The 13,274-nt window shown below is 65.4% G+C and carries 9 protein-coding genes; 2 read left to right on the top strand and 7 right to left on the bottom strand.

Going from position 1 to position 13,274, the window contains the following annotated elements; all coding sequences use genetic code 11:
• The first annotated feature begins 226 nt into the window (after positions 1-226).
• On the top strand, positions 227-1,405 hold the full coding sequence (locus tag C8C94_RS00045) for a nitrate/nitrite transporter (protein WP_121419248.1): 1,179 nt from the start codon (positions 227-229) through the stop codon (positions 1,403-1,405).
• Here C8C94_RS00045 and C8C94_RS00040 read toward each other — a convergent pair.
• The gene (locus C8C94_RS00040; protein ID WP_121419247.1) at positions 1,377-1,826 is read right to left on the bottom strand and encodes a hypothetical protein; all 450 of its coding nucleotides are present in this window, start codon (positions 1,824-1,826) and stop codon (positions 1,377-1,379) included. The genes C8C94_RS00045 and C8C94_RS00040 overlap by 29 nt on opposite strands.
• 109 nt (positions 1,827-1,935) lie before the next feature.
• Between C8C94_RS00040 and C8C94_RS00035 the strand changes: the two genes are divergently transcribed.
• A complete protein-coding gene (locus C8C94_RS00035; protein WP_121422604.1) occupies positions 1,936-2,301 on the top strand; it encodes a MerR family DNA-binding protein in 366 nt (121 codons plus the stop codon).
• A 198-nt stretch (positions 2,302-2,499) separates the two neighbouring features.
• Here C8C94_RS00035 and C8C94_RS00030 read toward each other — a convergent pair whose 3' ends face one another.
• From C8C94_RS00030 to C8C94_RS00005, 6 genes are all read right to left on the bottom strand, one after another.
• Positions 2,500-4,131, bottom strand: a complete 1,632-nt coding sequence (locus C8C94_RS00030; RefSeq protein ID WP_121419246.1) for a SpoVR family protein — start codon at positions 4,129-4,131, stop codon at positions 2,500-2,502.
• Positions 4,128-5,396: a YeaH/YhbH family protein gene (locus C8C94_RS00025; protein ID WP_121419245.1), complete on the bottom strand. Its 1,269-nt coding sequence runs from the start codon at positions 5,394-5,396 to the stop codon at positions 4,128-4,130. The genes C8C94_RS00030 and C8C94_RS00025 overlap by 4 nt, the downstream gene beginning before the upstream one ends.
• 60 nt (positions 5,397-5,456) lie before the next feature.
• Positions 5,457-7,379 (bottom strand): PrkA family serine protein kinase, encoded by a 1,923-nt coding sequence (locus tag C8C94_RS00020; protein ID WP_121419244.1) that lies wholly within the window; start codon positions 7,377-7,379, stop codon positions 5,457-5,459.
• Positions 7,380-7,706: 327 nt separating this feature from the next.
• Positions 7,707-8,918 carry an FAD-dependent monooxygenase gene (locus C8C94_RS00015; RefSeq protein WP_055401739.1) on the bottom strand — a complete coding sequence of 404 codons (1,212 nt, stop codon included), beginning with the start codon at positions 8,916-8,918 and terminating at the stop codon, positions 7,707-7,709.
• Positions 8,919-9,014: 96 nt separating this feature from the next.
• Positions 9,015-11,528, bottom strand: a complete 2,514-nt coding sequence (locus C8C94_RS00010; RefSeq protein WP_121419243.1) for a bifunctional diguanylate cyclase/phosphodiesterase — start codon at positions 11,526-11,528, stop codon at positions 9,015-9,017.
• The coding region (locus C8C94_RS00005; RefSeq protein WP_121419242.1) for a bifunctional diguanylate cyclase/phosphodiesterase at positions 11,525-13,274 on the bottom strand (1,750 nt) is incomplete at its 5' end. The genes C8C94_RS00005 and C8C94_RS00010, both read right to left, overlap by 4 nt.

The raw sequence follows: 13,274 nt of genomic DNA, 5'->3' as shown, positions 1-13,274 counted from the left end.
CGCCCCTACTGCCTGCCCCACGCGCCCGTCGGCCGCTCCCGTCTGGTGCAGATTGGCGGACCCGGCAACCCCTGCGATTCACGCGAGACAGCGGTCACCGTCCTGTCCATGTACGCTCGAAACGGGGCAGCCTGTTGCCACCCCTTTTTGGAGACCCACCACCGTGCAGGTGCCCCCGCCCCCCACACCCACTACCCCACTGCTCCCCCTCCGCGCCGCCTGGGCCATGCTGCTGGCACTGGTGACGGGTTTTGCGCTGAGCCAGGCGTTTCGCACCATCACGGCCATCATGGCCACGGGCCTGCGGGCAGAGTTCGGCCTGTCGGCGCAGGCGCTGGGCGTGTTTGCCGGAGCGTTCGCATTCGCCTTCGGGACCATGCAGCTCTTCATGGGCATCGGCATCGACCTCTACGGTGTGCGGCGCACGCTGCTGGTGGCGTTTCCGCTGGCGATTGCGGGCTCGGTGCTGTCGGCGCTGGCGCCCGGCTATGGCGCGGTGCTGCTGGGGCAGGTGCTGATCGGCGTCGGCTGCGCGCCCGCGTTTTTGGTGTGCACAGTGTTCATTGCGCGCTACTTTCCGGCCAGCCGGTTTGCGATGGTCTCGGGCGTGGCCATGGGTGTGGGTGGGCTGGGCATGTTGTTCACGGGCACGCCGCTGGCGTGGCTGGTGCAGCTGTCGTCTTGGCGCATGGGCTTTGCGGTGCTGGCGGGTTTTGCGGCACTGGCCTGGCTGCTGATCTTCTGGAAGGTGCATGAGCCCGCGCAACCCACGCATAATGCGCCCCCGCGCGAATCGGTGCTGCAGGCGGTGCGCGGGTTTGGCGCGCTGTTCTTGCTGCCGCACACCGCCGGAATCATGCTGCTGGCGCTGACGACGTATGCCTCCTTCCTCACGCTGCGCGGGCTGTGGCTGGGGCCGCTGCTCATTGAGCGGCATGGCTATTCGCTGGTGGCCAGCGGCAATGTGGCCATGTTGTCGTCGCTGGTGTCGCTGTTCACACCGGCATTGTTCGGGCGGCTCGACCCCGGGCCTGGCCAACGCCGCCGCTGGATCACGGGCTTCACGGTGCTGCTGGCAACCCTCTTCGGTGCCATCGGCCTGCTGCACGCCGAGTGGCTGGACGTGGCGGGCTCCATCGCGGTGGGCCTGTTGTCGGGCTACATGGTGCTGCAGTATTCAGACGTGCGTTCGGCCTACGCACCCGCCGTCACCGGGCGCGCCATGGCGGTGTTCACGATGGCGCTGTTTCTGGGCGTGGCACTGATGCAGTGGGTGACCGGCGTGGCAGCCTCCATCGCCGCCGCACAGGGCGCAGACCCGTATGTGGCTGTGATGCTGACCATTGCCGCCATGCTGGCGACAGGCGCCCTGGCGTTCAGGTGCCTGCCGGTGCCAGCGCACTGACCCGTGTTGGGGACGTGCCCGCAACGCGCCACCACTGCAGCACACCAAACAGCAGCTCAAACAGCGTGAAGCCCAGCACGATCACATTGGCGCCGTGGGCCACGGCATAGATCTGCCAGGCCGCAAACAGAAACCGCGCCACGCCATCCAGCCGCCCCAGCAGCACCGTGGGCGCCACGATGCGCGCCACCGACCACACAACCACCACCGACCCCAGCAGGTTGGCCAGCAACATGTGGGTGGTGTCCAACGGGTGCAGGGTGCCGGGCAGGCCCAGCACGGCGGCCAACATGCCCAACTGGGCATACAGCCACGCAAAGGTCCACGGCATCGCAAAAGGCCAGGTCACCAGCAGGTCGTACCAGCCGCTGGCGCGCACGATACGCAGGTAGCGCGGAGTGGAAATTGAAGATAAGGGCATGAGGATCAACCTGGGGATGAAAGAAGCCCCGAGGTTCAGCCCTGAAGTACGCTTCAGGGTCAAGCCCCTTCCAGGGGTGGCATTTGTTTTCACGCCACAGGAAACCCCCATGCTGATCGGTGAACTCGCCAATGCTTCCGGCCTAAGCCGCGAGGCACTGCGCTTTTACGAACAACAAGGCCTCATCCGATCGCGACGCCTGGTCAATGGCTACCGCGACTACCCGGCCGAAACGGCGATGCTGGTGCAGTACATCCGCACCGCGCAACAGCTGGGCTTTACGCTGGCAGAGATTGGCGACCGGCTGCCCGCCATCTGGGACGCCGCCGACCCCGGCCCAGCGCTGGCCCAGGTGCTGGCAGTGAAGCTGCAGGAGATCGACGCACGCATTGCCGCGCTGCAGGCCCTGCGCCAGACTCTGGCCGAGCGGGTGGCCACGGACTGCCCACTGCGTGGGGCCGCTGCCGCCGCCTGAATGGCGCAATGGTCCCTCATCGTCGGCAGCCTCCAAAATATCAAGCAAAACAGGCCTTAGCGCCTATCCAATAAGCGCATACAGCTATATATTTAATAGCAATCATCCTGCAAGAAATGGGCGCTGGCCCATGGCGCGTACAGCAGGTCTGCAGGCGCGCATCGCGCTGCCACCTCCCCCCCGCTCAGCCCCTGTTGTTCACGCGGCCGATGAGGCCACCGAGTGCAGCAGCACGGGATGGTTGCCATCGGCATCCACACTCTCGATCTGCACCCCAAAACCCCACAGGCGCGCCACATGCCGCAGCACCTCCTGCGTGTCGTCGGCCAGCGGGCGGCCCTGGAACTGGGTGTGGCGCAGGGTCAGGCTGCGGTCGCCGCGCAGGTTCACGTTCCAGACCTGGATGTTGGGCTCGCGCGTGCCCAGGTCGTACTGCTGCGACAGCATCTGGCGCAGGCGGCGGTAGCCGTTCTCATCGTGGATCTCGCTGACCACCAGCTCGCGCTCGTTGGCATCGTCGTGCAGCGCAAACAGACGCATCTCGCGCATCAGATGCGGGCTGAGGTACTGGCCGATGAAACTCTCGTCCTTGAAGTTGCGCATGGCGTGGTCCAGCGCGGGCAGCCAGGGTGTGCCCGCGATGTCAGGGAACCAGTGCCGGTCCTCCTCCGTGGGGTTCTGGCAGATGCGCTGGATGTCGCGGTACATGGCAAACCCCAGCGCATAGGGGTTGATGCCGCTGTAGGCGCGGTGGCCCACGGGCGGCTGGTAGATGACGTTGGTGTGCGAGCCCAGCCATTCGATCATCACCCCGTCGCTCAGGTAGCCCTCGTCGTACAGCGTATTGAGCAGCGTGTAGTGCCAGAACGTGGCCCAGCCTTCGTTCATCACCTGGGTCTGGCGCTGCGGGTAGAAATACTGCGCGATCTTGCGCACGATGCGCACGATCTCGCGCTGCCAGGGTTCCAGCAGGGGCGCGTTTTTTTCGATGAAGTACAGGATGTTCTCTTGCGGCTCCTGCGGAAAGCGGTTGTGCTCCTGCGTGGCATCCTCCTTGCCAGGACGCATGGGCAGGGTGCGCCACAGCTCGTTCACCTGCTGCTGGGCATAGGCCTCGCGCTGCGCGCGCTCCAGCCGTTCGCGCGCCAGGTTCTTCTTGGAGGGGCGGCGGTAGCGGTCCACTCCAAAGTTGGCCAGCGCGTGGCACGAATCCATGAGCCGCTCCACTTCGGCCATGCCGTAGCGCTCTTCGCACTGGGCCACGTAGTCCTTGGCATACACCAGGTAGTCGATGATGCTGGACGCGTCGGTCCACATGCGAAACAGGTAGTTGCCCTTGAAGAAGCTGTTGTGCCCGTAGGCCGCATGCGCAATCACCAGCGCCTGCATGGCGGTGGTGTTCTCCTCCATCAGGTAGCTGATGCAGGGGTTGGAGTTGATGACGATCTCATACGCCAGCCCCATGTGCCCGCGCCGGTAGCGCCGCTCGGTGGCCAGAAACTCCTTGCCGTAGCTCCAGTGCCGGTAGTTCACCGGCATGCCGACGCTGGAGTAGGCATCCATCATCTGCTCGGCGGTGATGATCTCCAGCTGGTTGGGGTAGGTGTCGAGGCCAAAGCGCTCTGCCGTGGCGGCAATGGCGGCGTGGTAGCGCTCGATCAGCTCGAACGTCCAGTCGCTCGGGTCGGGCAACGGCTCGGCAGGCCGCGCGCCCGCAGGCAGGGGCTGGCCGGGCACGGCGCGGTGGCGGCGCTCACCCACGGCGGCGGCCTTCCAGGGGTTGTCGCTGATGCGGCGCTCCAGCACCGGATACTGCACAACGTTGTTCATGCGGCCACCCCCTCTTTCTTGAAGAGGTCGCGGAACACCGGGTAGATGTCGCCGGGTGCGGCGACCTTGCGCATTGCAAAGTGGGAGAACAGCGGCATCAACTGGCTGTACTCGTCCCACAGGTTCTGCTCCTCTTCTGCCACCTGCACATAGGCAAAGTAGCGCACCAGCGGCAGGATCTTGTCCACCAGCAGGTTGCGGCAGATGCCACTGTCGTTGGTGAAGTTGTCGCCATCACTGGCCTGGGCCACGTAGATGTTCCAGTCGCCCTGCGGATAGCGCGCACGGATGATCTGGTCCAGCAGCGCCAGCGCGCTGCTGACCACGGTGCCGCCGCTCTCGGTGGAGTGAAAGAACTGCTCCTCGCTCACCTCGGCCGCCTGGGTGTGGTGGCGGATGAACACGATGTCGATGGTCTCGTAGTGCCGCGTGAGAAACAGGTACAGCAGGATGAAAAACCGCTTGGCCAGGTCCTTGCGCGTCTCGTCCATGGAACCCGAAACGTCCATCACGCAGAACATCACCGCCTGGCTGCTGGGCACTGGCACCGGCGTACGCGCACGAAAGCGCAGGTCGATGGGGTCGAGGTACGGAATCTTGTCGATGCGCGCCGTCAGCGCATCGATGCGGCGCTGCAGTTCGGCCACCGCTTCGCTCGTGCCGTCGTCCTGCGCCAGCAGGGCGTCCAGCTCGGCCTGCAGCGCCAGCAGCTCGCGGTGGGTCGACTTGCCCAGCGCAATGCGCCGCCCCAGCGCCCCGCGCATGGTGCGCAGCACAGCCAGGTTGTTGGGGATTCCATCCTGGCTGTAGCCCGCGCGGCGCGACTTCCACTGCGGGTTCTCGCCGATGTGGGTGCGCAGCAGGTGCGGCAGCGCCAGGTCTTCAAAAAAGAGCTGCATGAACTCTTCCTTGGTCAGCGTGAAGGTGAAGTCGTCCTCGCCCTCCCCACTGTCGCTGGCCTGCGAGCCGCGCCCGCCCGCTCCGCCCTGGGGCCGTTCGATGCGGTCGCCGCGCACATGCTCTGCGTTGCCGGGGTGCACCGTGTCGCGGATGCCGCCTTGGCCATGGTGGAACACGGGCTCGCTGATGTCCTTGCGCGGTATGGTGATGCTCTCGGCCTGCTCCATGTCGCGGATGCCGCGCTGCGAGACAGCACGGCGCACCGCGTCCGCGATCTGTTCCTTGTAACGGCGAACAAATCGCTCGCGGTTGCCCACCGACTTGTTCTTGCCAGCGAGCCTGCGATCGATGATTTGCAATGCCATCCGTTGCCCCCATGCATGAACCAGCGCCCGCAGGGCTGCGCTGGCAATCCAGTCCCTTGATCAGCTGCTCTTGCGCACACGCAAGTACCACTCACACAACAGCCGCACCTGCTTGGGCGTGTAGCCCTTGTTCACCATGCGGGTGACAAAGTCCTCGTGCTTGCGCGCCTCTTCGGCGCTGGCCTTGGCGTTGAAGCTGATCACGGGCAGCAGCTCTTCGGTGTTGGAGAACATCTTCTTCTCGATCACAAGGCGCAGCTTCTCGTAGCTGGTCCAGCTGGGGTTCTGGCCCTGGTTGTTGGCGCGCGCGCGCAGCACAAAATTGACGATCTCGTTGCGAAAGTCCTTCGGGTTGGCAATGCCTGCAGGCTTCTCGATCTTTTCCAGCTCTGCGTTGAGTGCGCCCCGGTCAAACACCTCGCCGGTGTCGGTGTCGCGGTACTCGTTGTCCTGGATCCAGTAGTCTGCGTAGGTCACGTAGCGGTCAAAGATGTTCTGGCCGTACTCGCTGTAGCTCTCCAGGTAGGCGGTCTGGATCTCCTTGCCAATGAACTCGGCATAGCGGGGGGACAGGAACTCCTTGATGTAGCTGGTGTACTTGGTCTCCAGCTCGGCAGGGAACTGCTCGCGCTCGATCTGCTGCTCCAGCACATACATCAGGTGCACCGGGTTGGCGGCCACCTCGGCACTGTCAAAGTTGAACACCTTCGACAAAATCTTGAACGCAAAGCGGGTCGATATACCCGTCATGCCCTCGTCCACGCCTGCGTAGTCGCGGTACTCCTGGTAGCTCTTGGCGCGCGGGTCGGTGTCTTTCAGGCTCTCGCCGTCGTACACCTGCATCTTGCTGAAGATGCTGGAGTTCTCGGGCTCCTTCAGCCGCGTGAGGATGGCGAACTGCGCCATCATCTTGAGCGTGCCCGGCGCGCACACGGCGTTGCCCAGCGACGACTCGCGGATGAGTTTTTCGTAGATGCGGGTCTCTTCGCTCACGCGCAGGCAGTACGGCACCTTGACGATGTAGATGCGGTCCAGAAACGCCTCGTTGTTCTTGTTGTTGCGAAATGCCTTCCACTCGCTCTCGTTGCTGTGCGCCAGCACCACGCCGTCAAACGGAATGGCGCCAAAGCCCTCCGTGCCCTTGTAGTTGCCCTCCTGCGTGGCCGTGAGCAGCGGGTGCAACACCTTGATGGGTGCCTTGAACATTTCCACGAATTCGAGCAGGCCCTGGTTGGCCAGGCAGAGGCCTCCGCTGTAACTGTAGGCGTCGGTGTCATCCTGCGCAAAGGTTTCTAGCTTGCGGATGTCCACCTTGCCCACCAGGCTGGAGATGTCCTGGTTGTTCTCATCGCCCGGCTCGGTCTTGGCAATGCCCACCTGCTTCAAGATGCTGGGGTAGCGCTTGACCACGCGGAACTGGCGGATGTCGCCGCCAAACTCGTCGAGCCGCTTGACCGCCCACGGCGAGAGCACACGCTGCAGGTAGCGGCGGGGGATGCCGAACTGTTCCTCCAACACGGGGCCGTCCTCCAGCGCATCAAACAGGCCCAGCGGCGATTCGTTCACCGGCGAGCCCTTGAGCGCATAGAAAGGCACCTTCTGCATCAGGTGCTTGAGCCGCTCCGCGATCGAACTCTTGCCGCCACCCACAGGGCCCAGCAGATAAAGAATCTGCTTGCGCTCTTCCAGCCCTTGCGCAGCATGGCGAAAGAAACTCACCACCTGCTCGATGGCGTCCTCCATGCCGTAGAACTCGGCAAAGGCCGGGTAGCGCTTGATCACCTTGTTGGCAAAAAGCCGTGACATGCGCGGGTCATTGCGCGTGTCCACCATCTCGGGCTCGCCAATGGCGGCCAGCATGCGCTGGGCGGCCGTGGCGTAGGCCATGGGATCGCGCTTGCACTCGGCGAGGTACTCGTCAATCGACATTTCCTCTTCGCGGCTACGGGCATAACGCGCGGCGAAACTGCTGATGGCATCCATACGACCTCCTGTGGCGGCACCCCCGGCGGGCTCGGGTGGTGCCACGGTGTTGCAGTGGGAATCGCTACCGGCTTGGCCCTTTGTAGCACCACGGCGTGCGCTTGAACAGCAAATTCGCTGGCGCATCCGTTGCCTTTTCGGGGCTTTGCACACACAGGGATAGAGCGTGGCACACTGCGCAAAGTTCATCCCGCGCAGCGCATGCAGGGGTTGCCCCGGATAGGGAATATCCTGACAACCTGGCGGCGCTGTTCACCCACCCTGCAGGGTCATGAACCGGGCGGCTCGAGGCGGGCAGTTACCACCACCCCGCCCACCGCAATGAACTCACAACGAACTGGCGCTGGAGCCATCGCCCCGGTACAACCAGGGCACATCCAGCAACCGCTCGCCCAGCAGGCGCAGCGACAGATCGCGGCCCCAGCGCACAGGCCCGGTGGCATGGAAGATGCGGCCGTTGCGGATGGAGCGCGCCTGCACCCGGGCGTTTCGCTCCCAGCGGTTAAGGGCGTAGCGGGTAAGGCGCAGCGGTACGTCCAGGTCGTGCATGGCCAGCGCACGCTGCAGCTCGGCCGCGTCTTCAATGGCCATGCCAGCGCCCTGGGCCAGGTAGGGGCGCATGGGGTGAGCCGCATCGCCCAGCAGGGCCACCAGGCCTTGCGCCATCTCGTCGGCAGCGCGCACCGGTGGGCGGTCGCACAGCGGCCACAGGCGCCAGCCGGGGCCACCGGCGGCACCTACGCTGCGCACGACATCCTGCAGCGCCGTGCAGGTGCCTTGCAGGGCGTGCTCCAGGCCCGCAGCATTGGCAGCGTGGTCCCAGTTTTCCAGATCGTGCGGCGCGGGGCCTTGCACAATGACGACGATGTTCTGCAGCTCGCCCCGGCGCACGGGGTACTGCACAGCATGCAGGCGCGGACCCAGCCAGGCGGTGACCTGGCCTGTGCGCAATGCATCGGGCAGCGCATGCTGCGGCACCAGCGCGCGGTAGGCCAGGTGCCCTGTCACGCGGGGCGGCACGGCACCGAGCAGCTGGGTGCGCGTGCGGCTCCACAGGCCATCGGCACCAATGAGCGCATCGCCTTCCACCTCCTTGCCCCGGCTGGTGCGAACAGTCACGACCCCCTCGGCATCGGTGAATCCGTCGATGGCGTGCTCCAGATGCAACTGCGTGTCGGTGTATTTGGTCACGGCGGAAAGCAGCAGGCCATGCAGGTCGGCGCGGTGGATGGTGGCATAGGCCGCCCCATAGCGCTGCACCGCCGTGGGGCCCAACGGCAGCACGGCCAGTTCCTTGCCACTGACGGCGTTGCGCACCTGCAAGCGGCTGGGGAACGCGGCTACTGCCTGCAACGGCTGCTGCAGGCCCCAGGCCTGTAGGCGGCGCACTACGTTCGGCCCGATCTGCACGCCGGCGCCCACTTCGCTGAATGCTGCCGCGCGTTCGTACAGCCGCACATCCCACCCCGCGCGCGATGCGCCCAACGCGGCGGCCAAGCCGCCAATGCCGCCACCGGCGACCAATACCTGCTTCTTCATGCACCGATTGTGCCGTGCGGGCGAGCCTGGATGTTTGTCATGGCGCAGGGGCCCTGCAACCACATCCAGACACCACACCACGCCATACGTCGCTCGTCACAGCGCAGGCCGCAGTGCCCGCTCCAGAACCTCTGGTGGCATGGGGCGGCCAAACAGGTAGCCCTGGAAAGCCTGGCAGCCATGGCGCTGCAGGAACTCCAGCTGGCCCGTGGTCTCCACGCCTTCGGCCACCACGGCCAGATCCAGGTTGTGCGCCAGCGCAAGAATGGTTCGCACGATGGCGGCATCGTTGGGGTCGGTCTGTAGATCGCGCACAAAACTCTGGTCAATCTTGAGCTGGTCCAGCGGCAGGCGCTTCAAGTAGCTCAGGGAGGAATAGCCGGTGCCAAAGTCGTCCAGCGAGAAGCCCACACCATAGCGCCGCAGGTACTCCATGCGCGAGATCACATCCTCCACATCGGCCAGCAGCAGGCTTTCCGTCAGTTCCAGCTTCAGGCGCTCGGGGTTGGCCCCGCTGGACTGCAGCGAGCCCAGCACCTGCTCCACAAAATCGGGCTGGCGAAACTGCCGCACGCTCACGTTCACCGACAGGAAGAACTGTCGCGTGAGCGAGCTGCGTGACCACACCACCAGCTGCTCGCAAGCGGCCTGCAACACCCATTGCCCCAGCGGCAGGATGAGCCCTGTCTGCTCGGCCAGCGGGATGAATTCAGCTGGCGACACCAGCCCACGCCGGGGGTGCTTCCAGCGCACCAGGGCTTCCGCGCCCTGCAGGCGGCCCTTGCCGTCCACCACGGGCTGGTAGTACAGCACCAGTTCCTTGTCTTGCAGACCTCGGCGCAGGTCGGCCTCCAGGGCCGCACGGTTGCTCACTGCAGCCTGCATGTCGGGGTCGAAGAAGCGCTGGGTGTTGCGCCCTGCAGCTTTGGCTTGGTACATCGCAAGGTCCGCGTGCTTGAGCAGCTCGTCCACACTCACGGTCTGCTGGCCAAACAGCGCAATACCGATGCTCGGGGTGCTGTGGTGGCTGGTATCGCCCAGCGCGTAGGGCTTGCCCAGCGTGGTGGCGATATGGCTGGCCACCAGCGCGGCCTCGGCACTGGCGTGCGGGCCATCGGCACTCAGGCCTTCCACCAGCACCACGAATTCATCGCCGCCAAACCGTGCCACGGTGTCAGCCTCGCGTACGCAAGCCTTCAGACGCTGGGCCGCCTGCACCAGCAGCTGGTCGCCTGTATCGTGGCCCAGGGTGTCGTTGAGGTCCTTGAAGTTGTCCAGGTCGATGAACAGCAGAGCCCCTTGAGCGCCTGAGCGTGCCACGGCCGCCGTGGCGCGCTGCAGCCGGTCCACCAGCAAGCGGCGGTTGGGCAGGCCGGTGAGCACATCGTAAAACGCCAGCTGCTCGATCTGGCTCTCGACCCGCTTGCGCTCAGTAATGTCGCGGCCCACGCCCCGGTAGCCCCACAGGGCGCCCTGCGCGTCAAACACAGGCACACCGCTGACCGAGATCCAGTGCATGCTGCCATCGGGCCGCTGACGCTGCAGCTCCAGATCGCGAAACGGCTGGTGGGCCTGCAGCACCGCGCGGTGCGCAGCCCAGTCGGTCTCGGTCATGTTGAGCGCGCCGATCTCCCAGCGCGTGCGGCCCATCACGTTGGACAGCGGTATGCCATTGACGCTCAGGTCGCCCGCCAGCTGCACAAAGCGCCCTTCGGCGTCGTGCTCCCAGTACCAGTCGGACGACAGGTCACTCAGCGATCGAAAGCGCGCCTCGCTCTCACGCAACTCGTTCTCAACGCGCACGTAGTCGCTGACATCCGCAAAAGTGCGCACGAGACCCCCATCGGGCAGCCCGGTGGTGCGCACTTCAAACGTGCGGCCATCGGATGTGGTGCGCCAGTAGACGGCGGGCGCAGGCGCCACGGCCCCCCCTGCCACGTAGTCATGCCCGCGCCGGTCCACCAGGCGGTGGCCTTCGCCAAAGTCACCACGCTCGGCCTGGATGCGGGTCAAGTCGGCCAGCGTGGGCCGCGTGGCCATCAGCGATTCGGGCAGGTTGAGCAGTTCCAGCACACGCTGGTTGTAGACGGTGATGCTGCCATCCGGCGCCGTCTTGAAGATGCCTTGGCTCATGCTGGCCAGGGTGGCCTGCAGGGCCGTGCGCTGCTCCTGCAGCAAAGTCAGCGCCTCTTGCCAGATGCGGGCGTCCACCATGCGAACAGGCTGGCCCTGCCCCTGGGCTCCCTGCAGCAGCACGGCCAAACGGTGCAAAAGCTCCGGCAGGTGTGCCACACCATCTGCCTCGCGCACCATGTAGTCACCCAGCCCGCAGCGAAACGCGCGTGCGGCCAATGCCTCCTGGTGGGCGTCGATGCACATCAGCACCGGACGGCCCGCGCACAGCTCCAGCACGCCGGGCAGGTCCTGCACCGAAGGCTTGAAGCACAACACCACGGCATCCCAGGCCTGCGACGCCAGCGGCGCCCGGGCGGTCTCGGGTGTGGGGCTGTTCACGACACGCCAGTCGGGGTAGCGGGTGGCGATCAGATGCCGCGCTGCCGCTGCATGCTGCGTGTCGCTGTCCACCCAGAGAATGCCCGGCTCGGTCATGGCTTGCGTCCTTCCGGCAGGGCCAGCGCGGGCTGGGCAAACAAGCCCAGCTGGTGTTCGCGCGCAAACACATCCATGGGTACCGGGCGCCCAAACAGATACCCCTGAAACCCCTCACACCCATGCAGCCTCAGGAAACTCAGCTGCCCCGTCGTCTCCACCCCCTCGGCCACCACCTCCAGATCCAGGCTCTTGGCCAGCGCCAGGATGGTCCGCACAATCGCCGCGTCGTTGGGATCCGTCAGCACGTCCCGCACAAAGCTCTGGTCGATCTTGACCTGGTCCAGCGGCAGTCGCTTGAGGTAGGAGAGCGATGAGTAGCCGGTGCCGAAGTCATCCAGCGCAAAGCCCACGCCTTCGCTCTTGAGCTGCACCATGCGTGCGATGGTGTCTTCGATGTCTCCCAGCAGCAGGCTTTCGGTGAGTTCGAGCTTGAGTTTGCGGGGGTCGGCGTGGTGGTTCTTGAGGGTCTGCAGCACTTCGGCCACGAAGCCCGGTTGCCTGAACTGCCGGGCGCTGACGTTGACCGAGATGGACAGGTGGGCGGTGGCCTCGTGCTGGCCCCAGCGCTGCAGTTGTTCGCAGGCGGTTTGCAGCACGTATTGGCCTAAAGGGAGGATCAGGCCGGTCTGTTCGGCCAGGGGGATGAAGTCGCCGGGGCTGATCATTCCGCGCTGGGGGTGGCGCCAGCGCACCAGGGCTTCTGCGCCCATGAGCTGGGATTGGTGGTCCACGACGGGCTGGTAGTGCACCAGCAGTTCGCCCCGGGCCAGGCCCTGGCGCAGGTCGGCTTCCAGGTTGGAGCGGGCGTTGACGGCCGCTTGCATGTCGGGGTCGAAGAAGCGCTGGGTGTTGCGCCCTGCGGCCTTGGCCTGGTACATGGCCAGGTCGGCGCGTTTGAGGAGTTCGTCCACCGTGAGGCGTTCGTCGCCAAAGAGGGTGATGCCGATGCTGGGGGTGCTGTAGTGCTGGGCGCCGTCGAGCTCAAAGGGCTGGTTCAGGCTGGCCAGGAGTTTCTCGGCCACGGTTTCTGCCTGGGTGGCGGCGTCTTGCAGGTCGGGGGCCAGGGCTTCGAGCATGACGACGAATTCGTCGCCGCCAAAGCGGGCCACGGTGTCGGCTTCGCGCACGCTGCCCACCAGGCGGGTGGCGACCTGGGACAGGAGCTGGTCGCCCATGTCGTGGCCCAGGGTGTCGTTGAGGTCTTTGAAGTTATCGAGGTCGATGAACAGCAGGGCGCCGAGGTTCTTGGTGCGCTGGCAGGCGGCGATGGAGCGTTGCAGGCGGTCCAGCAGCAGGCGGCGGTTGGGCAGGCCTGTGAGGGCGTCGAAGAAGGCCAGGCGCTCGATTTCTTGTTCTGCGCGCTTGCGGTCTGTGATGTCGCGGCACACCCCCAGCACCCCCGTCACCCGGCCGGTCAGGTCACGGATGGGGGTCTTGATGGTCTCGAACTGGCCTCGGTAGCCATCTTCGGCAAAGGTCAGTGTTTCTTCGTAAACCAGCGGCTGCCAAGCCTGCATGGCGCGTTGGTCGTATTTGCGAAAGCGCTCAGCCTCGGCCGGGGCCACCAAGTCAAAATCGTTGCAGCCCACGATCTGCCGCTCCGACCTGCCTGCAAATCGCTCGAACACCGGATTGACGGACAGGTACACGCCGCTGGCATCCTTCAAGAACACCATGTCGGGCATGGCGTTGACCACGCGGGCCAGATGGGCCTTCTGGTCGGCCAGCTCGGCCTCCACACGC

The organism is Acidovorax sp. 94 (genome assembly GCF_003634645.1).
GTDB classification, from domain to species: domain Bacteria; phylum Pseudomonadota; class Gammaproteobacteria; order Burkholderiales; family Burkholderiaceae_C; genus Acidovorax; species Acidovorax facilis.
The sequence above is the reverse complement of the archived record's forward strand: the minus strand, read 5'-3'. Positions and strand labels throughout refer to the sequence as shown.

Coding starts and splice junctions, on each gene's coding strand:
- C8C94_RS00045 (WP_121419248.1), top strand. CDS start 227: ATGCTGCTGGCACTGGTGACGGGTTTTGCGCTGAGCCAGGCGTTTCGC.
- C8C94_RS00040 (WP_121419247.1), bottom strand. CDS start 1,826: ATGCCCTTATCTTCAATTTCCACTCCGCGCTACCTGCGTATCGTGCGC.
- C8C94_RS00035 (WP_121422604.1), top strand. CDS start 1,936: ATGCTGATCGGTGAACTCGCCAATGCTTCCGGCCTAAGCCGCGAGGCA.
- C8C94_RS00030 (WP_121419246.1), bottom strand. CDS start 4,131: ATGAACAACGTTGTGCAGTATCCGGTGCTGGAGCGCCGCATCAGCGAC.
- C8C94_RS00025 (WP_121419245.1), bottom strand. CDS start 5,396: ATGGCATTGCAAATCATCGATCGCAGGCTCGCTGGCAAGAACAAGTCG.
- C8C94_RS00020 (WP_121419244.1), bottom strand. CDS start 7,379: ATGGATGCCATCAGCAGTTTCGCCGCGCGTTATGCCCGTAGCCGCGAA.
- C8C94_RS00015 (WP_055401739.1), bottom strand. CDS start 8,918: ATGAAGAAGCAGGTATTGGTCGCCGGTGGCGGCATTGGCGGCTTGGCC.
- C8C94_RS00010 (WP_121419243.1), bottom strand. CDS start 11,528: ATGACCGAGCCGGGCATTCTCTGGGTGGACAGCGACACGCAGCATGCA.